The 21,141-nt window shown below is 67.9% G+C and carries 18 protein-coding genes; 17 read left to right on the top strand and 1 reads right to left on the bottom strand.

Annotated features, from left to right (window positions below):
• Positions 1 to 500 precede the first annotated feature (500 nt).
• From ACEU5R_RS03235 to ACEU5R_RS03170, 14 genes are all read left to right on the top strand, one after another.
• On the top strand, positions 501 to 1,502 hold the full coding sequence (locus ACEU5R_RS03235) for an ABC transporter substrate-binding protein (RefSeq protein WP_103273666.1): 1,002 nt from the start codon (positions 501 to 503) through the stop codon (positions 1,500 to 1,502).
• 283 nt (positions 1,503 to 1,785) lie between these two features.
• Positions 1,786 to 2,643: an ABC transporter permease gene (locus tag ACEU5R_RS03230; RefSeq protein ID WP_392409064.1), complete on the top strand. Its 858-nt coding sequence runs from the start codon at positions 1,786 to 1,788 to the stop codon at positions 2,641 to 2,643.
• Positions 2,640 to 3,920 carry a glycine betaine/L-proline ABC transporter ATP-binding protein gene (locus tag ACEU5R_RS03225; RefSeq protein WP_103273668.1) on the top strand — a complete coding sequence of 427 codons (1,281 nt, stop codon included), beginning with the start codon at positions 2,640 to 2,642 and terminating at the stop codon, positions 3,918 to 3,920. The genes ACEU5R_RS03230 and ACEU5R_RS03225 overlap by 4 nt, the downstream gene beginning before the upstream one ends.
• Before the next feature lie 205 nt (positions 3,921 to 4,125).
• On the top strand, positions 4,126 to 4,500 hold the full coding sequence (locus ACEU5R_RS03220; RefSeq protein WP_103273669.1) for a tautomerase family protein: 375 nt from the start codon (positions 4,126 to 4,128) through the stop codon (positions 4,498 to 4,500).
• 145 nt (positions 4,501 to 4,645) lie between these two features.
• Positions 4,646 to 5,827, top strand: coding sequence for a beta-ketothiolase BktB (bktB, locus tag ACEU5R_RS03215; protein ID WP_103273670.1), 1,182 nt, complete (start codon positions 4,646 to 4,648; stop codon positions 5,825 to 5,827).
• 261 nt (positions 5,828 to 6,088) lie between these two features.
• A complete protein-coding gene (locus ACEU5R_RS03210; protein ID WP_392409062.1) occupies positions 6,089 to 6,859 on the top strand; it encodes a spermidine synthase in 771 nt (256 codons plus the stop codon).
• Positions 6,860 to 7,056: 197 nt separating this feature from the next.
• On the top strand, positions 7,057 to 7,806 hold the full coding sequence (locus ACEU5R_RS03205) for a GntR family transcriptional regulator (protein ID WP_103273672.1): 750 nt from the start codon (positions 7,057 to 7,059) through the stop codon (positions 7,804 to 7,806).
• Positions 7,763 to 9,061 carry a malonyl-CoA decarboxylase domain-containing protein gene (locus ACEU5R_RS03200; protein ID WP_199770829.1) on the top strand — a complete coding sequence of 433 codons (1,299 nt, stop codon included), beginning with the start codon at positions 7,763 to 7,765 and terminating at the stop codon, positions 9,059 to 9,061. The genes ACEU5R_RS03205 and ACEU5R_RS03200 overlap by 44 nt, the downstream gene beginning before the upstream one ends.
• Positions 9,062 to 9,165: 104 nt before the next feature.
• A complete protein-coding gene (locus ACEU5R_RS03195; RefSeq protein ID WP_392409061.1) occupies positions 9,166 to 9,957 on the top strand; it encodes an enoyl-CoA hydratase/isomerase family protein in 792 nt (263 codons plus the stop codon).
• Positions 9,958 to 9,962: 5 nt separating this feature from the next.
• Positions 9,963 to 11,504, top strand: coding sequence for a malonyl-CoA synthase (locus tag ACEU5R_RS03190; protein WP_392409060.1), 1,542 nt, complete (start codon positions 9,963 to 9,965; stop codon positions 11,502 to 11,504).
• A 181-nt stretch (positions 11,505 to 11,685) separates the two neighbouring features.
• On the top strand, positions 11,686 to 12,657 hold the full coding sequence (locus ACEU5R_RS03185; RefSeq protein ID WP_103273675.1) for a tripartite tricarboxylate transporter substrate binding protein: 972 nt from the start codon (positions 11,686 to 11,688) through the stop codon (positions 12,655 to 12,657).
• An 83-nt stretch (positions 12,658 to 12,740) separates the two neighbouring features.
• Positions 12,741 to 13,241, top strand: a complete 501-nt coding sequence (locus ACEU5R_RS03180) for a sigma-70 family RNA polymerase sigma factor (RefSeq protein WP_103276401.1) — start codon at positions 12,741 to 12,743, stop codon at positions 13,239 to 13,241.
• Positions 13,238 to 14,206 carry a FecR domain-containing protein gene (locus ACEU5R_RS03175; protein ID WP_392409058.1) on the top strand — a complete coding sequence of 323 codons (969 nt, stop codon included), beginning with the start codon at positions 13,238 to 13,240 and terminating at the stop codon, positions 14,204 to 14,206. Before ACEU5R_RS03180 ends, ACEU5R_RS03175 begins: the two co-directional genes overlap by 4 nt.
• An 84-nt stretch (positions 14,207 to 14,290) precedes the next feature.
• Positions 14,291 to 16,720, top strand: a complete 2,430-nt coding sequence (locus tag ACEU5R_RS03170) for a TonB-dependent siderophore receptor (protein WP_392409057.1) — start codon at positions 14,291 to 14,293, stop codon at positions 16,718 to 16,720.
• 12 nt (positions 16,721 to 16,732) lie between these two features.
• On the opposite strand, the gene ACEU5R_RS03165 is transcribed toward ACEU5R_RS03170, so the two are convergent.
• Positions 16,733 to 17,692: an aldo/keto reductase gene (locus ACEU5R_RS03165; protein WP_392409055.1), complete on the bottom strand. Its 960-nt coding sequence runs from the start codon at positions 17,690 to 17,692 to the stop codon at positions 16,733 to 16,735.
• Between the two features lie 289 nt (positions 17,693 to 17,981).
• Between ACEU5R_RS03165 and ACEU5R_RS03160 the strand changes: the two genes are divergently transcribed.
• The 3 genes from ACEU5R_RS03160 (at position 17,982) to ACEU5R_RS03150 (ending at position 21,127) form a co-directional block, all read left to right on the top strand.
• Positions 17,982 to 18,953 (top strand): ABC transporter substrate-binding protein, encoded by a 972-nt coding sequence (locus ACEU5R_RS03160; protein ID WP_212321203.1) that lies wholly within the window; start codon positions 17,982 to 17,984, stop codon positions 18,951 to 18,953.
• 361 nt (positions 18,954 to 19,314) lie between these two features.
• Positions 19,315 to 20,190, top strand: coding sequence for an ABC transporter permease (locus ACEU5R_RS03155; RefSeq protein WP_103273678.1), 876 nt, complete (start codon positions 19,315 to 19,317; stop codon positions 20,188 to 20,190).
• Between the two features lie 142 nt (positions 20,191 to 20,332).
• Complete coding sequence (locus tag ACEU5R_RS03150) at positions 20,333 to 21,127, top strand: ABC transporter ATP-binding protein (RefSeq protein WP_103273679.1); 795 nt, start codon at positions 20,333 to 20,335, stop codon at positions 21,125 to 21,127.
• Positions 21,128 to 21,141 lie beyond the last annotated feature (14 nt).

The following is a 21,141-nucleotide window of genomic DNA, read 5'->3' as shown; positions in this document are numbered from 1 at the left end:
TGATTGGACGGGAATATCTGGGGCTATTTTACCCAAAATCCCCAATTTGGCCTGCGGAAAATACGATCCGAAGACGCGGCGCAGCGGCCGGATCGGGGGCAGTTTTGTACGCATGCAAGAAAAATATTAACTAAATATTTCTAAAAAATGAAACACCGATTTCCCTGGGCAACGCGGCAATTTTCTTCTGAGAATTCCGGGTTATCCCGGAGTATTTTTCTCGGAAATGTTTCGGCATTTTTCCGAATCAGGCTTGGGTTAAGCGTCTATTTCGTTTAAGGTGCTGGCTTCTTCATTCAGTTTGTTCTCTTTCTGCGGGTTCTCGAATCCTTGTTCGAGCCCCCTGTCTTGCAAGACGCCGCGCCCCTGCGGACCGTCTTGCCGCTAGTGTCGGTTTGTATTGGCGGTTCTGCCCGTCTTCCGCACAACCCCCTTAGCTACACGGCATCGTCAGGCCGCAAGCCCGGCGCGTGTCCCTGAACCTATGGAGGCAAAAGCCAATGCGTTTCACCCCCGTCAAGACCCTGGCCGCCGTGGCCGTCTTGTGCGCCTTCGCCGGCACGGCCCAAGCCGCCGATGCGCCGCAGTGCGAACTCAAGCGTCCTGTCAATTTCGGCGCCATGAACTGGGAATCCAATCTGGTCCTGGTCGATGTCGAACGATTCATCATGGAAAAGGGCTACGGTTGCAAGACCGAGACCCTGCCCACCGAAACCCTGCCCGCCCTGGCCGCGCTGGAGCGCGGCGACCTCGACATCAACACCGAGATCTGGCTGAACAGCGTGGCCGATCCCTGGGAGCGCGCCGAAAAGACCGGCAAGGTCAAGCGCGTGGGCGAGCTCTACATGGGCGGCGAAGCCTGGTATATCCCGCGTTACACGGCCGAGCGCCTGCCCGAGCTGAAGTCGGCGGCCGACCTGCCCAAGTTCAAGGACCAGTTCAAGGATCCCGAAGAGCCCGGCAAGGGCCGCTTCTACGGCTGCCCGGCGGGCTGGGGCTGCGAAGTGACCAGCACCAACCTGTTCCACGCGCTCAAGCTGGATGATTCCTACACCCTGTACTCGCCCGGCACGGGCGCGGCGCAGAAGGCGGCCCTGATGTCGGCCTACAAGCGCAAGCAGAACGTGGTCTTCTACTACTGGTCGCCCACGCCGCTGGTCGGCGCGATGGACCTGGTCAAGCTCGACATGCCGCCTTACGACGCGGAAAAGCACAAGTGCCTGACGTCGCCCAAGTGCGCCAAGCCCGAGCCCAGCGCCTATCCCGACAATCCCGTCTTCACCGCCGTGAACGCCAAGTTCGCGGAGCAGGCGCCCACGCTGACCGAGTTCCTGTCCAAGGTGTCGGTGCCGCTGCCGGTCATGAATGAAACCCTGGCCCACATGGAAGAATCCGGCGACGAATCCGCCGCCGTGGCCAAGTGGTTCCTGAAGAACCATCGCGACGTCTGGGCCAAGTGGGTCCCCGCCGACGTCGCCGGACGCGTGCAGAGCGCGCTCTAGCCATCCCGCGATCGCGGCGGCGTCCATGGCGGCGCCGCCGCGCTTTGTGTTGTCCCCTCAATGCCGTTCCCGGGCGCTGCCCCGGCCGGACGGCCAGCCCGGTCGGACTTTTTCCCCTTGGGACGTCCCCAAGGGGAAAAGGCCCCGCCGGCAGATCCCGGCCCGCAACGCGGGCAGGGCGCGGGCCTGTCCCGCGCCAAGCTGTACGCGCATCGCCGCCTGCGGCGCGGTCTGGTCCGCCAGGCCGCGCCCGAGGCGCAAGCGCCGAAACGGAGCCTAGAACATGTTTCCTGAAATCATTCCCGCCCGACAGGTGCGGGCGGCGATCGACGGTTTTGTCGATCACCTGGTGACCAATTACGCCGATACGCTGGAAAGCCTGGCGCAACCCGTGCTGCACGCGCTGGTGTGGCTGGAGCAGCTGCTGCGCAATTCGCCCTGGTGGGCGGTGGTGGCGGCGACGGTGGTCCTTGCCTGGTTGGTCAGCCGCCGCATCGGGCTGAGCCTGGCCATGGGCGCGCTGCTGTGCGTGATCGGCGTGCTGGGCATGTGGGACGCCGGCATGCAGACGCTGGCGCTGATGATCATGGCCGCCGGCCTGTCGGTGCTGATCGGCATTCCGCTGGGCGTGCTGATGGCGCGCGTGAACTGGCTGCGCTCGGTCATGCTGCCGGTGCTGGACGTGATGCAGACCATGCCCAGCTTCGTCTACCTGATTCCCGTGGTGATGCTGTTCGGCCTGGGCAAGATCCCCGCCATCATCGCCACCGTCATCTACGCCGTGCCGCCGCTGATCCGCCTGACCGACCTGGGCATCCGCCTGGTCGACCGCGAGGTGCTGGAAGCCTCGCGCGCCTTCGGCGCCAATCCGCGCCAGCAGCTCTTCGGCGTGCAATTGCCGCTGGCCCTGCCCAACATCATGGCCGGCATCAACCAGACCACGATGATGGCCCTGTCGATGGTGGTCATCGCGTCGATGATCGGCGCGCGCGGGCTGGGCTATGAGGTGCTGCTCGGCATCAACCGCCTGGAAGTCGGCCGCGGCCTGCTGGCCGGTCTGGGCATCGTGGTGCTGGCCGTGCTGTTCGACCGCATCACCCAATCCTATGGACAGCGCATGCGCAAGGGAGGCCAGCGATGAGCAAGATCGAAGTCAAGAGCATCTACAAGGTATTCGGGCCGCATCCCGCTAAATGGCTGCAGGCCGCCCAGGGCGGCATGAGCAAGGAGGAGCTGCTGGCCAAGAGCGGCCACACGCTGGGCCTGCGCGACATCAGCCTGTCCATCGACGAAGGCAGCATCTACGTCATCATGGGCCTGTCCGGCTCGGGTAAATCCACGCTGATCCGCCACTTCAACCGCCTGATCGAGCCCAGCGCCGGCCAGATCCTGGTCGACGGCGTGGACGTGGTCAGCCTGAACAAGCGCGACCTGGAGACCTTCCGTCAGAAGAAGATGAGCATGGTGTTCCAGCGCTTCGGCCTGTTCCCGCACCGCACGGTGCTGGAGAACGCCGCCTATGGCCTGGCGGTGCAGGGCGTGGGCCGCGCCGAGCGCGAGCGCCGGGCGCGCGACTGGCTGGAACAGGTTGGCCTGTCGGGTTTCGAACAGCAGTATCCGCACCAGCTGTCCGGCGGCATGCAGCAGCGCGTGGGCCTGGCGCGCGCGCTGGCCACCGACGCCGAGATCCTGCTGATGGACGAGGCCTTTTCCGCGCTGGATCCGCTGATCCGCCGCGAGATGCAGGACCAGCTGCTGCAATTGCAGGCCAAGCTGAACAAGACCATCGTGTTCATCACGCATGACCTGGACGAGGCGCTGCGCCTGGGCAATCGCATCGCCATCCTCAAGGACGGCGAGCTGGTGCAGGAGGGCACGCCGGAAGACATCCTGCTGAACCCGGCCAACGACTATGTGCAGTCCTTCCTGCAGGACGTGAACCGCACCAAGGTGCTCAACGCCACGCACGCGGTCAACCCGGCCCGGCTGACCTTGACCATGCGTTCGCGTCCGGCGCACGCGCTGGAACGGATGCGCGCCATGAACTATGAATACGCGCCGGTGCTGGACGGCAAGCGCCTGGCCGGCGTGCTGACCGCCGAGGCGGCGTTGCGCGCGGGCCAGGAGGGCGCGCGCGACGTGTCGCGCTACGTCGAGGAACTGGCGTCGGTGCCCGCGACCGCGGGCCTGGGCGAGGTGCTGGCGCAGCTGGTGCACAGCGACCAGCCGGTGGCCGTGACCGGCGAGGACGACGAGTTCATCGGCATGCTGTCGCGCAAGAAGGTGGTGGAGCTGGTGACGCCGGCCCTGTCCGAGACGGCGCCGGCGGAAGGCGCCGAGGCCGCGCCGGACCTGCCGCAGCCGGAGGGCGGCGCAGAGGTCCAGGCCGGCCCGGAGCGGCGCGACGAGGCTGCCTGACGCCCCTCCGGCGCGCCATCCGGCCAGCCTTCCTCGCTGCGCGAGCCGGCGCGACGGTCAGTCCGGGCAAGGCCCTGGCTCCATCCATGATGGGCCAGGGCCTTTTGCATGCGGGCGCGCCATGGCTATGATGGCTGTCGCCGCGCAATCCAGCGACGCGCGGCGACCACCTTCTCATTCATCCCGTCCGCTGTGGAACTTCGTCATGCCCATCCTGAACATTCAGATCCTGCAAGGCCACGCGGCCGCCGAAAAATCCGGGCTGCTGCGCGCGGCCTCCGAGGCCGTCGTCCAGAGCATCGCCGCGCCGCTGTCCAGCGTGCGTATCGTGCTGCATGAGGTGCCCGCCGGGCACGTGATCGTGGCCGGCGAGATCGGCAAGCGCATGGCGCAGGTGGACGTGGCGCTGATCGAGGGCCGCGACGAGGCCAAGAAGGCGGCGCTGATCGCGGCGCTGAACCAGGCGGTGTGCGGCGCCATCGGCATTTCCGGCGAAGACGTGCGGGTGCTGATCCGCGACGTGCCCAAGACCGACATGGGCGTGGCCAACGGCCTTTCCGCCAAGGCGGCCGGCCGCTAGCGTGTGGGACTGTCCCGGCCCGCCTGGCGCGGGCCGGCCGGCATTCTTTCCGTCCCTTGATCTGGAACGGATATCGGCCGCCGGCGCGTCGGCAAGCGAGCCGGCCGCGCGGGTATGATGGCCGGAACAACCAGGAGGAATCACCATGAATGAAGTCATCGTCGCGTCCGCCGTCCGCACCGCCATCGGCGATTTCGGCGGCGCGCTCAAGGACGTGCCGCCCTGCGACCTGGGCGCCACCGTCATCAAGGCCGCGCTGGAGCGCGCGGCGGTCAAGGGCGACGAAGTCGGCCATGTGGCCGTGGGCCACGTCATCAATACCGAGCCGCGCGACATGTATCTGTCGCGCGTGGCCGCCATCAACGCCGGCATCGCCAAGGAAACCCCGGCCTTCAACGTCAACCGCCTGTGCGGCTCGGGCCTGCAGGCCATCGTCTCGGCGGCGCAGACCATCATGCTGGGCGACGCCGAGATCGCGGTGGGCGCCGGCGCCGAGAGCATGAGCCGCGCGCCGTACATCGCGCCGGCGCAGCGCTGGGGCGCGCGCATGGGCGACAGCGTCATGCTGGACATGATGACCGGCGCGCTGTCCGATCCCTTCGGCCGCATGCACATGGGCGTCACCGCCGAGAACGTGGCGGCCAAGTTCGGCATCAGCCGCCAGGACCAGGATGCACTGGCCGCCGAATCGCACCGCCGCGCGGCCGCCGCGATCGAGGCCGGCCATTTCCGCGACCAGATCGTGCCGGTGACGCTGAAGTCGCGCAAGGGCGACATCGTCTTCGACACCGACGAGCACGTGCGCCGCGACGTCACGGCCGACAGCCTGGCCGGCCTGAAGCCGGTGTTCCAGAAGGAAAACGGCACCGTCACGGCCGGCAACGCCTCGGGCCTGAACGACGGCGCCGGCGCGGTCATCCTGATGAACGCCTCGGTCGCCGCCAAGCGCGGCGTCAAGCCGCTGGCCCGGCTGGTGGCCTACGCCCATGCCGGCGTCGATCCCAACATCATGGGCATCGGCCCCGTGCCGGCCACGCAGGCCGCGCTCAAGCGCGCCGGCCTGACGGTGGACCAGCTTGACGTGATCGAGGCCAACGAGGCCTTCGCGGCCCAGGCCTGCGCCGTGTCGCGCGAGCTGAAGCTGGACCCGGCCAAGGTCAACCCCAACGGCAGCGGCATCGGCCTGGGCCATCCCATCGGCGCCACCGGCGCCATCATCACCGTCAAGGCGCTGCACGAACTGCAACGCGTGGGCGGCCGCTACGCGCTGGTGACCATGTGCATCGGCGGCGGCCAGGGCATCGCCGCGATCTTCGAACGCATCTGAGCCCCCCACTGCGCACCAACCGTTGAACGGACGCGGCCCACCAGGCGGGAAAGGAACGCGTCCGACAAGCGGAGGGCCCCTATGAAAACGGGTGCCCCTCATCGGGACGCCGCGGATCCGGCTCCGCCGGTCCGCAGGCGTGCCCCTTGAGGGGGAGGCGCGCAAGCGCCTCGGGGGTGGGCCATCTCTCCGGTCCGTAGGCATGCCCCTGGGGGAGGCGCGCAGCGCTTCGGGGGGGCTCCACCCTCTACAATCGCGGCCATGCGCAGATCTTCTTCTCCCTCAGAATTCGACCAGCCCACGCTTTCCGAATCGGATGGCGTGCGCTACCTCCATTTCAATACCGAATGGGTGCAGGGCGCCATGCGCGTCAAGAACCCGGCCGAGCTGGTGCTGGAATACACCGGCCAGATGATGGCCTGGCTGCTGTTCCTGGAACCGCCCAAGGAAGAGGCCATCGGCATGCTGGGCCTGGGCGCCGGCTCGCTGGCGCGCTTCTGCGCCAAGCACACGCGCAGCCCGCTGCTGGCGGTGGAATGGAACCCGGCCGTCACCGCCGCCGGCCACATGTTCTTCCGCCTGCCCGGCCAGAACCGGCTGCAGGTCGAGCATGCCGACGCCGGTGCCTGGGTGGCCGATCCGCTGAACGCCGGGCGCTGCCCGGTGCTGATGGTGGACCTGTACGACGCCCAGGCCCAGGGGCCGGTGCGTGACAGCGTCAAGTTTTACCGCGACTGCCGGCGTGTGCTGGGCGAGGTCGGCGTGCTGGCGGTCAACCTGTTCGGCCGCCACGAGAGTTTCGGCAAGAACATCGACAACCTGTCCAAGGCCTTCGACGACCGCGTGATACTGCTGCCCGAGATCGACGCGGGCAACCAGATCGTGCTGGCCTTCTCGGGGCCGCGCCTGGCCGTCACTCCGGCCGAGCTGCTGGGCCGCGCGGCCATCGTCGAGGCGCGCTACGGCCTGCCGGCGCGCCGCTGGGCGCGGGCGTTGACGGCGCACGCCGTGGACGGGGTCCTGCACCTGTAGGACGCGTCCGAGTCGGCATCCTGCCGGCCCCGGTCTGGCCGGGGCGGCGCGCGCCTCGGGCCAGGCCGCGAGGGCACATCGTTTCCGTTCATTCAGGGTAGTCCCGGGGGCCGGCGGGGCTTTACCGGTCCCGCGTCGGGGTCTACTATGTCCGTGTTCATAATTATGAATTACGGCGTAGTCCAGGCCGTCCGACCATGACCGCTCCCATCGTCCGGCAAGCCTTGTACCTGGAAGTCGCGGATCGCCTGCGCGACATGATCCGCGTGCGCGCCCTGCGCAACGGCGAATGGATCGACGAGCTTCGGCTGGCCGGCGAAATGGGCATTTCCCGCACGCCGCTGCGCGAGGCCCTCAAGGTGCTGGCCACCGAAGGGCTGGTGCGGCTGGAGCCGCGCCGGGGCTGCTTCGTCAACGAGCTGTCGGCGCAAGACCTGGAAGACATCTTCCCGCTCATGGCCATGCTGGAAGGGCGCTGCGCCTTCGAGGCCGCGCGCAAGGCCGACGATGCCGAACTGGCCGCGTTGCAGCCCTTGCACGACGATCTGGCCGGACATGCCAAGGCCGGCCGCATCGACGAGTACTACCACACCAACTACCTGATCCACGAAGCCGTGCAGGCCCTGGCCGGCAATCAATGGCTGGTGGACATGGTGGGACAACTGCGCAAGGTGCTGAGCCTGTCGCGCCATCGCAGCCTGTCCTGGCCGGGGCGCATCGAGGAATCCTGCGCCGAGCACCTGGCCATCTATGCGGCGCTCAAGGCGCGCGATGCCCAGGGCGCCGAGGCGCTTGCCCGCAATCATTTGATGCGCCAGCTGGAAGTGCTGCGCGCCCTGGCGCTGGCCGAGACCGCCGGCGCCTCCGATCCGTCCGGCCCTATCGTCATGGAGGAACCTGCCCATGTCCGCACCCGAATCGCTCGCGCGCGTCGCGCGCACGCCTGAGTCCGATACCGGATTGCACGAAGAGGCCGCCAATGACGCCGCCGATGGCCTGATCGCGCGCCTGGGCCGCCTGTGGGAACGCGGCCGGTTGCCCAGCGAATCCGAAGTCCGCCGCTTGTTCGAGGCGCGGCTCACCGACGTGGCGGCCAACAAGCTGGCGCGGCGCTGGGTCGAGCTTTACACCGCCGCGGCCGGCAAGGAACGCCGCCTGATGCTGTCGGCGCTGGCCCAGGTGCGCGCCACCTATGCCGGCGACGGCGGTGAGGGCGTGCGCTTCTTCAAGCGCCTGAACGCCCAGTCGCAGGGCTTGCGCTTCCTGGTGGACCTGCGCGCTGACATGCTGCGCTGGCGCAAGCAGGTGGCGGGCCTGCAGGGGCTGGACAAGGAACTGGAAGGGCTGCTGTCGGCCTGGTTCGACGTGGGCCTGCTGGAGTTGCGTCCGCTGACCTGGGACTCGCCCGCCTCGCTGCTGGAGAAACTGATTCTTTACGAAGCCGTCCACGAGATCACCTCGTGGGACGACCTGCGCCACCGCGTCGCGCCCGACCGCCGCTGCTATGCCTATTTCCATCCGCAGATGCCGGGCGTGCCGCTGATCTTCGTCGAAGTGGCCTTCGCCGGGCAGATGGCCGGCAATGTGCAGGCGCTGCTGGACAGCTCCGCGCCGCCGCAGGACCTGGACAAGGCGCGCTGGGCGATCTTCTATTCCATCTCCAACACGCAGCCCGGCCTGAAAGGCATCAGCTTCGGCAATTTCCTGCTCAAGCGCGTGGTCGAGCAGCTGCTGCAGGAATTGCCCAAGCTCAAGTCCTTCGCCACGCTGTCGCCGATCCCCGGTTTCTCGGACTGGCTGGGCAAGCTGGACGCCAAGGCGGTGCAGGGCATCCTGCGCGATGGCAAGGGACGCGAGCGCGACGGCGGCCATGACGGCCAGCGCTGGGTCGCGCACCTGTCGCGAGCGGCCGCGGGCAAGGCGCCGGAGGCGCTGCGGCGCGCCGGCTTCCGGCTGGCGGCGCACTACCTGCAATCCATGAAGAACGGCGCGCCGCTGGACGCGGTGGCGCGTTTCCACCTGGGCAACGGCGCTCGCATCGAGCGCCTGAACTGGGCCGCGGACACCTCGGCCAAGGGCCTGAAGCAGTCCTGCGGGCTGATGGTGAACTACCTGTACGAGCTGGACGAGCTGGATGACAACCTGGCGCGGCTGGGTGAGGGCAAGCCGCAGGTCAGCCGGGGCGTCAGCCGCGCGGGCTGAGGCGACGCGGCGACAGCGGTGACGCCGGGGCGACCAGGCAAGCACGACCGTGCAAGAACAAGAGGCAAGCTCCAGGACGGAGCGGACATGAGGGGCGGACGGACATGAGCGCAGGGCAGGGCGGCCGCGTGCGGCTGGAAATCGACGGCCATCTGGCCTGGGTCACGCTGTCCCATCCGGGGCGGCTCAACGCCATCACCGTGGGCATGTGGGGCGAGCTGCGCGCGGTGTTCGATCAGCTGGCGGCCGACAATGCGCTGCGCTGCGTGATCGTGCGCGGCGAGGGCGGCAACTTCGCCGCCGGCGCCGACATCCGCGAGTTCCCCGCCGAGCGCGCCGACATGGCCGGCGTGCAGCGCTATCACCGCGAGGTGCTGGCGCCGGCGCTGGCGGCCGTGGCCGCCTGCCCGCATCCGGTCGTGGCCCAGATCGAGGGCGTGTGCGTGGGCGGCGGACTGGAGATCGCCAGCCAGTGCGACCTGCGCATCGCCGGCGCGTCCGCGCGTTTCGGCGTGCCGATCAACCGCCTGGGTTTTCCGATGGCGCCCGACGAGATGCGCGGCCTGATCGCGCTGGCGGGCCGCGCGGCCGCGCTGGCCATTTTGCTGGAAGGCCGCGTGTTCGGCGCCGACGAGGCGCGCGCCATGGGTCTGCTGACCCGCGTGGTCGACGATGCCCAGGTGGCGACTGAGGCCCGCCGCAGCGCCGAGCGCATCGCCCAGGGCGCGCCGCTGGCCGCACGCATCAACAAGCGCCTGTCGCGCAGGCTGGCCGAAGGCGGCCCGCTGAGCGAAGACGAATACCGCGATTATTTTTCCTACGCCGAGAGCCGCGACCACCAGGAAGGCGTGCGCGCCTTCCTGGCCGGCGAGGACCCCACCTTTACCGGAGACTAGACAAGGTGAGCAACGCCAATCTGTACGCAGTCCTGCAAGGCGGCTTCCCCGCCGATCGCAGCAAGGTCGCGCTGGAGACGCCCGACCTGCAATACACCTGGGACGATATCGACCGCGCCACCGCCTGCATGGCCAACCTGCTGGCCTCGCTCCGGCTGCCCGAGGGTTCGCGCGTGGCGGTGCAGGCCGAGAAGTCGCCCGAGGCGCTGCTGCTGTACCTGGCCACGCTGCGCGCGGGCCTGGTCTACCTGCCGCTGAACACCGCCTACCGCGAGGCCGAGATCGAGTACTTCCTGGAAAACGCCGAGCCCGCCGTGGTGGTGTGTTCCAGCAAGAACCGCGAGTGGGTCCAGCGCGCCGCCGACAAGGCCGGTTGCGCCCATGTCTACACGCTGGATGACGACCGCAGCGGCACGCTGCTGGACGCGGCCGGCGGCCTGTCGCAGCGCTTCGAGACCGTGGCGCGGCGGGAGGACGACCTGGCCGCCATTCTGTACACGTCCGGCACCACCGGCCGCAGCAAGGGCGCCATGCTGTCGCACGGCAACCTCGCGTCCAACGCGCGCGTGCTGCACCAGTACTGGGGCTGGCGCGCCGACGACGTGCTGCTGCACATGCTGCCCATCTTCCACGTGCACGGCCTGTTCGTGGCCTCGCATGGCGCGTTGCTGGCCGGCGCGCGCATGATCTGGCTGCCCAAGCTCGACATCGAGCAGGCGCTGCGCTATCTGCCGCGCAGCACGGTGATGATGGGCGTGCCGACCTACTACGTGCGCCTGCTGGCCGATGCGCGCTTCGACCGCAAGGTCTGCGCCAAGATGCGCCTCTTCATCTCCGGCTCCGCGCCGCTGCTGGCCGAGACCTTCGCCGATTTCAAGCAGCGCAGCGGCCACGCGATCCTGGAGCGCTACGGCATGAGCGAAACGGTCATGCTGACCTCCAACCCCTACGCGCCGGGCGACGGCGAGCGCCTGGCCGGCACGGTCGGACGGGCGCTGCCGGGCGTGCAGGTGCGGGTGGTGGACGACGCCGGCCTGGCGCTGGCGCCGGGCGAGATCGGCAACGTGCAGGTGCGCGGTCCGAATGTGTTCTCGGGCTACTGGCGCATGCCGGAAAAGACGCGCGAGGAATTCACCGCCGACGGCTGGTTCAAGACCGGCGACGTGGGCCGCTGGGGCGGCGAATCGGCCGGGCGCGACGTGCCGGCCGATTACCTGTCCATCGTCGGACGCAGCAAGGACCTGATCATCTCCGGCGGCTTCAACGTCTATCCGAAAGAGATCGAGACGCTGATCGACGACATGCCCGGCGTGGCCGAATCCGCCGTCATCGGCGTGCCGCACGCGGACTTCGGCGAGGCCGTGGTCGCGGTGGTCGTGCCCAAGGCGGGCGCGGCGCTGGACGCCGACGCCATGCAGGCCGAACTGAAGGCGCGCATCGCCAACTTCAAGGTGCCCAAGCGCCTGCACGTGGTCGACGAACTGCCGCGCAACGCCATGGGCAAGGTGCAGAAGAACGTGCTGCGCGAAACCTACAAGGCGCTCTGACCCGCACCGCCATGATGGCGCCGGCCCGCCCGGCCGGCGCCTTTTTTCCAAGGAGCCTCATCCGCCCAGCAGCCCTCATCCCACCCGCAGCTTTCCAATAATTCCCAAGTACTAGAAAGAAGAACGAGACGGGATGCGGAACCTCCGCGCCGTCCGCACGCTGCATGCCAGAGGAGACACTATGAAGACCCGCAAGACTGCGGCGGCCCTGTTCGCCGCCGCCGCGCTGATGGCCGGCGGCCAGGCCGCCGCGCAATGGCCCGAACGCCCCGTGACGCTGATCGTGCCGTTCCCGGCAGGCGGCGGCACCGACACCTTCGCCCGGCCGCTGGCCCAGCAACTGACCCAACAGCTCGGTCATTCGGTCGTGATCGACAACAAGGGCGGCGCCGGCGGCACCGTGGGCGCCGGCGTGGCGGCCAAGGCCCGGCCGGACGGCTACACCTTCTTCATGGGCGGCGCCCATCACGCGCTGGCGCCGTCGCTCTACAAGAGCCTGAACTACAACATTCAGAAGGACTTCGTGCCGGTCGCGCTGGTGGCGCAGCCGCCGCAGGTGGTGGTGATCAACGCCAGCAAGCTGCCGGTCAAGACGCTGCAGGAATTCATCGACTACGCGAAGAAGCGCCCCGGCGACATCAACTTCGGCACGGCGGGCAAGGGCAGCACGCACCACCTGGCCGGCGAGCTGTTCGCCATGCAGACCGGCATCAAGCTGGTGGACGTGCCCTACCAAGGCGCGGGGCCGATGCTGTCGGCGTTGATCGGCGGGCAGGTCGATCTGGCGTTCGATGGACTGGGCTCGTCGTCCAACCATATCCGTTCGGGCACCATCAAGCCGCTGGCCGTGGCCGCGTCCGAGCGTTCGCCGTCGCTGCCGGACGTGCCGACCGCCGCCGAGGCCGGCGTGCCGAACTACGTGGTGTCCACCTGGTACGCGATCTGGGCGCCGGCCGGCACGCCCAAGGAGGCCGTGGACCGCATGACGGCGGAGATCACCAAGGCCCTGAACACGCCCAAGATCAAGGAGATCTGGACCAGCAACGGCTCGGCCATTCCGGGCATGACGGGCGCCGATTTCGGCCAGTTCGTCGACAGCGAGGTCGCGCGCTGGGCCAAGGTGGTGCGGGATTCCGGCGTGCAGCTGGACTGAAGTCGCGCCAGGGCGGGCTGGATTGGATTATTATTGATAATTATTATCATTAATATATCTCGAGTCCGGTCCGTCGAATGGCCATGAATCAAAGCGGTTCCCCCGCGCCTGTCGAAGGGCTCTATATCCAGCATCACTCCTGGCTGCGCGATTGGCTGCGCAAGAAGACGGGCTGCCCGTTCGATGCCGCGGACCTGGCCCACGACACCTATCTGAAAGTGCTGTTGCGCGCCGGCGAGGCCCATGCCTGCCGCGAGCCTCGCGCCTATCTGGTGACGATCGCGCATGGTTTGATGGTCAATCTGTTCCGCCGCCGCGACATCGAACGCGCCTATCTGGACGCGCTGCATGCCTGCGAGGCCGGGCAGGCGCCATCGCCGGAACGCCGCGCCCTGGCGCTGGAAGCCCTGGTCGAAATCGATCGCCTGCTCGACGGACTGCCCGGCAAGGTGCGCAAGGCGTTCCTGCTGGCCCAGCTGGAAGGGCTGCGCCATGCCGAGATCGCCGATCGGATGCAGGTCTCGGTGAGTTCCGTGCGGCAGTACCTGGCCCGCGCCATGCAGCATTGCCTGGCGGCCTGGTGAGCGCGCGCGCGATGGCGGAGCCCGCCTTGCCCGAGTCGGTGATACGCGCGGCCAGCGAGTGGTTCGTGCGGCTGGGCGCGGAGGAGGCCGGCGCGGCCGACGAGGCCGCGTGGCGCGATTGGCTCGCGGCCGACGCGCGGCATCGTCGGGCCTGGGAGAGGGTGGAGGCGCTGGGCCGCCAGTTCGGCCAGGTGCAAGCGCGGGCCGGCCTGGCCGCGCTGGAACGGCCTGCCTCCGGCGGCCGCCGCCGCGCCTTGAAAATCCTCTCGCTGGCGGCAGGCACGGGCGGCCTGACCGCGGCGGGCCTGCCGTGGCGTGCCTGGACCTCGGACCTGTCCGCCGGTATCGGCCAGACGCGCGTCGCCACGCTGGACGACGGCAGCCTGCTCACGCTCAATACCGGCAGCGCGGCCGATGTCCGCTTCAGCGACGCGTTGCGCCTGATCGTGCTGCGCCAGGGCGAGCTGCATATCGCCACGTACCGGGACGCGATGACGCCTGCCCGGCCCCTGGCCGTGGACACGCCGATGGGTCGCGTGCTCGCGTTGGGCACACGCTACTTGGTGCGCCTGCACGACGACCGCGTCCGGGTGGTGGTGAATGACGGCGCGGTGCGGATCGAGCCCGCCGCCGCCGGCGCGGCGGGCGCGTGTCGGCTGGAGGCGGGCGAGGGCGCCTGGTTCGACGCGCGCGCGGCGCGGCCGTCCGGACCCGCGATGCACGAAGACGCCTGGCTTCAAGGGGCGCTATATGCCGACAACATGCGTCTGGACGCGTTCATCGCGGAACTGGGGCGCTACCGGCGCGGCCGGCTGGCCTGCGATCCGGCCGTGGCGGGTCTGCGCATTTCGGGATCCTTCCCCCTGGCGGACACCGATCGCGCGCTGGCCGCTGTCGAGCGCGCCTTGCCGGTGCAGGTGCTGCGCTATACCCGCTATTGGGTCGTGCTGCGCGGCAGAGCCTGAAAAACACAGGCCGGACTGTCACTTTTGCGTTTTCGATTGGCATACGGGTGAAGCCTCGATTTTCTTCGCCTGGAACCCAACGATATGTCCTTGCCTTCCGCTCCCTTCCATCCGCGCGTCTTGCGCATGAAAACCGGCGTCGCGCTGGTCATGGCGGCATTGGCCGGCGCCGCGCTGGCGGCCGCCCAGGCCCATGCGCAGACGCCCGCGACCGCCGCGCCGCGCGTCCGGGCCAATGTGCCGGCTGGCCCGCTGGGCGCGGCGCTGGCCGGCTTCGCGCGGCAGGCCCAGGTACTGCTGTCGTTCGATCCCGCCCTGGCCGATGGCCTGCAGAGCCCCGGCCTGCAGGGCAGCCATGGCGTGCAGGAGGGGTTTGACGCATTGCTGGCCGGCACCTCCTTGCAGGCGCATCGCCGCGCGGACGGTGATTTCGAACTGCGGCGCGCCGGCGCGGATGCCGCGCAATTGGCGCCGGTGGTGGTGCTGGGAGCGGGAGCGACGACCGAGGGCTCGGGCCTGTATACCGCCGACTGGATGCGGTCCGCCAACGGCCTGGTGCTGTCGCAGCGCGATACGCCGCAGTCGACCAGCGTCATCACCCGGCAGCAGATGGACGACCGCGCCATCGGCAGCGTGCGCGACGTCATGGAGAACGCCACCGGCATGAACGTGCAGCAGGCCGAATCGGAGCGCCTGACCTATTACTCGCGCGGCTTTTCCATGGATACCTTTCAGTTCGACGGCGTGGTCAAGCCCTTGAACAGCCTGTACCAGTTCGGCGAAGGCAACCTGGATCCGGCCATCTATGACCACGTGGAGATCATCCGTGGCGCCACTGGCCTGATGAGCGGCACGGGCAATCCCGGCGGTTCGGTCAATTTCATCCGCAAGCGTCCGACGCGTGAATTCCAGGGAGAGGCCAAGGTCTCGGCCGGCAGCCACGACACGTATCGGGGCGAGATCGACCTGTCGACGCCGTTCAACGCCTCCGGCTCGGTGCGGGGGCGCCTGGTCGGCGCGAAAGAGCGCCGTGGCGACACGATGGATCTCTACAGCAAGAAGCGGGACGTGCTGTATGGCATCGTCGAGGCCGATATCGGCGAGTCGACGACGATCAGCGCGGGCGGTTCGGTGCAGCGCTCGCGTCCGCGCGGCATCAGCTGGGGCGGCCTGCCGGCGCTGGACGCCTCGGGCAAGCCGATCGACTGGCCCAAGGGCCAGGCCATGGGCGCGAAGTGGTCGCGCTGGGACACGGATTCCCATGAATACTTCGCCCAGATCGAGCACGGTTTTTCCAATGGCTGGAACGCGCGCCTGTCGTACACCCGGCTGGAGAACACCTTCGATGCGCCGCTGCTGTTCACCTCGGACGTGCCGGTGACGTTGAACGGGTTCTCCAAGCCGCCGCTGCTGCGCAAGTTCAAGGGCGGCAGCGACCAGGACGTGTACGGCGGATCGATGGACGGCGCGTTCGATGCGCTGGGCCGCAAGCACCAGTTCAACCTGGGTTTCTCGCATTCGATCATCAAGGCGTGGAACCAGAGCTGGGACACGTCGGACCAGGCCGGCTACCCGATACCGGACGTGAAGGACTGGACCGGCGACTGGCCCGCGCCGCGCTGGAACATCCTGGCGCTGTCGCAGACCCACCGTGACGAGCAGACGGGCATCTACGGCACCTTGCGCCTGCAGCTGGCCGATCGCCTGCACCTGCTGGCCGGGGCGCGCTGGACCCGCTGGCAGTCCAGCGAGACCAGCGGCGGCGTGGCGGGCTACACGCATACCTATTCCGAGGTCACGCCGTATCTGGGCGCCACGTATGACCTGGACGATACCTATACCGCCTACGCCAGCTACACCAACATCTTCCTGCCGCAGATGGTCAAGACCCGCAGCTGGGACATGGCCGGCCCGGCCTATGGCCACAACTACGAGGCGGGCATCAAGGCCGCCTATCTGGATGGGCGGCTGAACGCGTCGCTCGCGGTGTTCCAGACGGACCAGAAGGATGTGGCCGAGTACGGCGGCTTCGATCCGGTGCATGACGACGGCTGGTACTACATCCTGGAAGGCACGCGCACGCGCGGCTTCGAGGCCGAGCTGGCCGGCGAGGTGACGCCGGGCTGGAACGTGTTCGTGGGCTATACCTACCGGCAGTCCAAGGACAACGAGGGCAGGAAGGTGCAGACCACGCAGCCGGAGCAACTGCTCAAGGCCAGCACGGCCTATCGCCTGCCCGGCAGCTGGAACAAGCTGACCGTCGGTGGCGGCGTGCGCTGGCAGAGTCGCACCAGCGCGCAGACCTATTACGGTCTGCAGGCGGGCGACATCGTGCAGAAGCCCTATGCCTTGTTCGACTTGATGGCGCAGTACGACTTCAGCGACAAGACCCGGCTGCAGTTGAATATCCGCAATCTGGCCGACAAGAAGTACTACCGGTCCATGGGCTTCTACAACTCCGTGTTCTACGGCGAAGGCAGGACCGCGATGCTGACGCTCAGCCAGCGCTTCTAGCGTGTCCGGCGTTCAGACGCGCCAGTCGCTGGCCCGGCTGAGCTTGGCGAGCTGGTCGCGGCTGAGCGTCAGGCTGGCGGCCTTGACCAGTTCGTCGAGTTGTTCCAGCGAGGTGGCGCTGACGATGGGCGAGGTGATGCCGGGCTGCGCGATCTGCCAGGCCAGCGCGGCCTGGGCCGGCGTGCAGTTCGCGTCCTCGGCCACTTCGTCCAGCGCCTTCAGGATGCGCAGGCCGCGCTCGTTCAGATAGGTGTCGACGATCTTGCGGCCGCGCACGCTCTTGCCCGCGTCGGCGGCGCTGCGGTATTTGCCGCTGAGAAAGCCGCTGGCCAGCGCGTAGTAGTTGATCACGCCCATGTCCTGCGCCCGCACCAGCGATTGCAGGCCGGACTCGAAGCCCTCGCGCTTGTACAGGTTGTATTCAGGCTGCACGCTTTCGTAGCGCGGCAGGTTGTGGCGCTCGCTGGCGATCAGGGCTTCGGACAGGCGCACGGACGTGTAGTTGGACGCGCCGATGGCGCGCACCTTGCCCGCTTCCATCAGCCGGGCGTAGGCGCCCAGCGTGTCGGTCAGCGGCGTGTCGGGGTCGTCCTGGTGCGACTGGTACAGGTCCACGTAGTCCGTCTGCAGCCGCGACAGCGAGGCTTCCAGCGACTGGCGGATGTAGGCGGGCGCCAGGCCCTTGCGGCCGGGCCCCATTTCCATGCCGACCTTGGTGGCGATCAGCACCTGGCTGCGCCGGCCCGAGCGCTTGATCCACTTGCCGATCAGGGTTTCGGATTCGCCGCCCTGGTTGCTCGGCGCCCAGCGCGAATACACGTCGGCGGTGTCGATGAAGTTCAGTCCGGCGTCGACCATGGCGTCCAGCAGGGAACAGGCGCCGGCCTCGTCGACGGTCCAGCCGAAGACATTGCCGCCGAAGGTCAGGGGAGGGATCTGCAGGCCGGAACGGCCCAGCGCGCGCTTGATCATGATGAGGCCCTCTGTGTTGCCGCCGGGGGCGGCCGGACGACCGTCCCGATTGTCCAGTGTATCGGGAATGGGGCGGGCGGCGGCGCCGGGATCCGGGGCGCGGCGCGCGCCATGCACCCATTCAGGGATTCCCCGCAAAGGCTTTTGATCTGCGCCACGTTAGACTATACGGCTTTTACGGCCGGACGGACCTGCGGGAAGCCGCCGGGGCCGCCGTAAAGAGAACCAAGACAGCCTTGGGCGTACAGTCCAACAACGAACAATCACCGAAGGTTCAAGGAGCTTATCTATGCTGATCGGAAAAAAACATTTTCTGACGGTTGGCGCCATGGCGCTCGCGATGGCTATCGCCTCGCCCGTGTCGGCGCAGCAGAAATCGGTGGCGGTGACCGCCATCGTCGAGCACCCGGCGCTGGACGCCGTGCGTGACGGCGTGCAGGACGCCCTCAAGCAAGCCGGCTATGAGCCGGGCAAGAACCTGAAATGGCAGTATCAGAGCGCGCAGGGCAATAACGGCACCGCCGCTCAGATCGCCCGCAAGTTCGTCGGCGACAAGCCCGACGCCATCGTCGCCATCGCCACGCCGTCGGCCCAGGCCGTCGTGGCGGCCACCAAGGACGTGCCGGTCGTGTACTCGGCCGTGACCGATCCGGTCGCCGCCCAGCTGGTCGCCAGCATGGAACCCACGGGCACCAACGTCACCGGTGTGTCGGACCTGCTGGCCCTGGACAAGCAGATCGACCTGATCAAGAAGATCGTGCCCAACGCCAAGCGCGTCGGCATGGTCTACAACCCGGGCGAGGCCAACTCGGTCGTGGTGGTCAAGAAGCTGCAGGAGCTGCTGCCCAAGTACGGCATGAGCCTGGTCGAGGCGGCCGCGCCGCGCTCGGTCGACGTGGCCTCGGCCGCGCGCAGCCTGATCGGCAAGGTCGACGTCATCTACACCAACACCGACAACAACGTGGTCTCGGCCTACGAGTCGCTGGTGAAGGTCGGCAACGACGCCAAGATCCCGCTGGTCGCCTCGGACACCGACAGCGTCAAGCGCGGCGGCATCGCCGCCCTGGGCATCAACTACCGCGACCTGGGCGTGCAGACCGGCAAGGTCGTCGTGCGCATCCTGAAGGGCGAGAAGCCCGGCGCCATCGCCTCGGAAACCAGCTCCAAGCTGGAACTCTATGTGAATCCGGGCGCAGCCGCCAAGCAAGGCGTCACGCTGTCCGACGCGCTGATCAAGTCGGCCGCGGTGGTGGTGAAGTAAGCCGCCCCGCCTGAAACCCCGCGCATGCCTTGCGGCATGAGCGGGGTTTTGTTTTACCTGCCTGTCTGTCTTGCCTTCCCGTCCCGCCGCTTTCCTGTCTTGCCGCACGGCGCCTGCCGCCGGCGGGAATGCCCGCGTCGGACTCGTCCCCGCTAGAAATCCGCGCGCCCTGGGCGCGCGAGCCGGCCGCCGAATCGGGCTGCCGGGGCAGGACCGTGCGCGCTTTGGCAGAAAACAGGCGAAAATCGTCGCTGGGGAAATGTTCGTTGCAAAAGCTCGGGTAAAACTTACCCCGAAACGCAAGAAGTGCGACGTTTCAACTCTTTAATATGCTCGTTTCTCATCTGATTGGATTTGACCCATGTCATTGTTTTCGTTGTTAGGCGCGTTGGAGATCGGGCTGATCTTCAGCCTGGTGGCTTTGGGCGTGTTTATCTCCTTCCGCCTGTTGCGCTTTCCGGACCTGACGGTCGACGGCAGCTTTCCGCTGGGCGGCGCGGTCTGTGCCACGCTGATCGCCGCGGGCACCGATCCCTTCCTGGCCACGATCGCGGCTACCTTCGCCGGCGCGGCCGCCGGCCTGGTGACGGGCTGGCTGAACGTCAAGCTCAAGATCATGGACCTGCTGGCGAGCATCCTGATGATGATCGCGCTGTACTCGGTCAACCTGCGCATCATGGGCAAGCCCAACGTGCCGCTGATCACCGAGCCCACCATGTTCTCCATCCTGCAGCCGGCCTGGCTGCCGGACTACGTGGCCCGTCCGCTCATCCTGGTGGTGGTCGTGATCCTGGCCAAGCTGCTGCTGGATTGGTTCTTCGCCACGCAGACCGGCCTGGCGATGCGCGCCACAGGCTCCAACGGCCGCATGGCCCGCGCGCAGGGCGTCAACACCGGCCGCATGATCCTGGGCGGCATGGCGCTGTCGAACGCGCTGGTGGCGATGGCCGGCGCGCTGTTCGCGCAGACCCAGGGCGGCTCGGACATCTCGATGGGCATCGGCACCATCGTGATCGGCCTGGCCGCGGTGATCGTGGGCGAGAGCATCCTGCCGTCGCGCAAGCTGGTCCTGGCCACGCTGGCCGTGATCATCGGCGCCATCGTCTACCGCTTCTTCATCGCGCTGGCGCTGAACAGCGACTTCATCGGCCTGAAGGCGCAGGACCTGAACCTGGTCACGGCGGTGCTGGTCACGATTGCCCTGGTCATTCCGATGCTCAAGAAAAAACTGAAGTAGAGATGGCCCACCCCCGAAGCGCTGCGCGCTTCCCCCTCAAGGGGGCACAGCTGCGGACCGGCGGAGCCGGATCCGCGCTGCCCCGATCTTGTGGGGACGGCCGGTGTGCGGGGGAACTATGCGCAGAATGGAGAATTGAAGAATGTTGTCCGCTAAAGATCTGAAGATCACTTTCAACGCCGGCACGCCGATCGAGACGCGCGCGCTGTGCGGACTGTCGCTGGAGATTCCGTCGGGCCAGTTCGTCACCGTCATCGGCTCGAACGGCGCCGGCAAGTCCACCTTCCTGAACGCCGTGTCGGGCGACCTGCTGGTGGATTCCGGCCGCATCGACATCGACGGCGTGGACATGACGCGCAAGCCGGTGTGGGCGCGCTCGTCCAAGGTGGCGCGCGTGTTCCAGGACCCGATGGCCGGGACCTGCGAAGACCTGACCATCGAAGAGAACATGGCGCTGGCGCAGCTGCGCGGCGACCGTCGCGGCTACAGCCGCGCGGTCAAGGCCTCGATGCGCGAAGGCTTCCGCGAGCGGCTGGCGACGCTGGGCCTGGGCCTGGAAAACCGCCTGGCCGATCGCATCGGCCTGTTGTCCGGCGGCCAGCGCCAGGCCGTCAGCCTGCTGATGGCGGCGCTGCAGCCGTCGCGCATCCTGCTGCTGGACGAGCACACCGCCGCGCTCGATCCGCGCACCGCCGATTTCGTGCTGCAGCTGACGGCGCGCATCGTCGCCGAAAGCAAGCTCACCACCATGATGGTGACGCACAGCATGCGCCAGGCGCTGGACGTGGGCGAGCGCACGGTCATGCTGCACCAGGGGCAGGTGGTGCTGGACGTGTCCGGCGACGAGCGCCGCGGCATGGACGTGCCGGACCTGCTGGCCATGTTCGAGCGCGTGCGCGGCGAGAAACTGTCGGACGACGCGTTGCTGCTGGGCTAGAAGACCGACGCTGT

The sequence above is a fragment of the Achromobacter sp. 413638 genome (genome assembly GCF_043119405.1).
GTDB lineage: Bacteria > Pseudomonadota > Gammaproteobacteria > Burkholderiales > Burkholderiaceae_B > Achromobacter.
Note: the sequence above shows the minus strand (reverse complement) of the source record. Positions and strands in the feature narration are given on the sequence as shown.

Bases quoted from the DNA above. Each gene is read 5' to 3' on its own strand.
- ACEU5R_RS03210 (WP_392409062.1), top strand. From the start codon at position 6,089: ATGCGCAGATCTTCTTCTCCCTCAGAATTCGACCAGCCCACGCTTTCC.
- ACEU5R_RS03195 (WP_392409061.1), top strand. From the start codon at position 9,166: ATGAGCGCAGGGCAGGGCGGCCGCGTGCGGCTGGAAATCGACGGCCAT.
- bktB (WP_103273670.1), top strand. From the start codon at position 4,646: ATGAATGAAGTCATCGTCGCGTCCGCCGTCCGCACCGCCATCGGCGAT.
- ACEU5R_RS03185 (WP_103273675.1), top strand. From the start codon at position 11,686: ATGAAGACCCGCAAGACTGCGGCGGCCCTGTTCGCCGCCGCCGCGCTG.
- ACEU5R_RS03220 (WP_103273669.1), top strand. From the start codon at position 4,126: ATGCCCATCCTGAACATTCAGATCCTGCAAGGCCACGCGGCCGCCGAA.
- ACEU5R_RS03165 (WP_392409055.1), bottom strand. From the start codon at position 17,692: ATGATCAAGCGCGCGCTGGGCCGTTCCGGCCTGCAGATCCCTCCCCTG.
- ACEU5R_RS03155 (WP_103273678.1), top strand. From the start codon at position 19,315: ATGTCATTGTTTTCGTTGTTAGGCGCGTTGGAGATCGGGCTGATCTTC.
- ACEU5R_RS03235 (WP_103273666.1), top strand. From the start codon at position 501: ATGCGTTTCACCCCCGTCAAGACCCTGGCCGCCGTGGCCGTCTTGTGC.
- ACEU5R_RS03205 (WP_103273672.1), top strand. From the start codon at position 7,057: ATGACCGCTCCCATCGTCCGGCAAGCCTTGTACCTGGAAGTCGCGGAT.
- ACEU5R_RS03225 (WP_103273668.1), top strand. From the start codon at position 2,640: ATGAGCAAGATCGAAGTCAAGAGCATCTACAAGGTATTCGGGCCGCAT.
- ACEU5R_RS03200 (WP_199770829.1), top strand. From the start codon at position 7,763: ATGTCCGCACCCGAATCGCTCGCGCGCGTCGCGCGCACGCCTGAGTCC.
- ACEU5R_RS03230 (WP_392409064.1), top strand. From the start codon at position 1,786: ATGTTTCCTGAAATCATTCCCGCCCGACAGGTGCGGGCGGCGATCGAC.
- ACEU5R_RS03160 (WP_212321203.1), top strand. From the start codon at position 17,982: ATGCTGATCGGAAAAAAACATTTTCTGACGGTTGGCGCCATGGCGCTC.
- ACEU5R_RS03170 (WP_392409057.1), top strand. From the start codon at position 14,291: ATGTCCTTGCCTTCCGCTCCCTTCCATCCGCGCGTCTTGCGCATGAAA.
- ACEU5R_RS03180 (WP_103276401.1), top strand. From the start codon at position 12,741: ATGAATCAAAGCGGTTCCCCCGCGCCTGTCGAAGGGCTCTATATCCAG.
- ACEU5R_RS03150 (WP_103273679.1), top strand. From the start codon at position 20,333: ATGTTGTCCGCTAAAGATCTGAAGATCACTTTCAACGCCGGCACGCCG.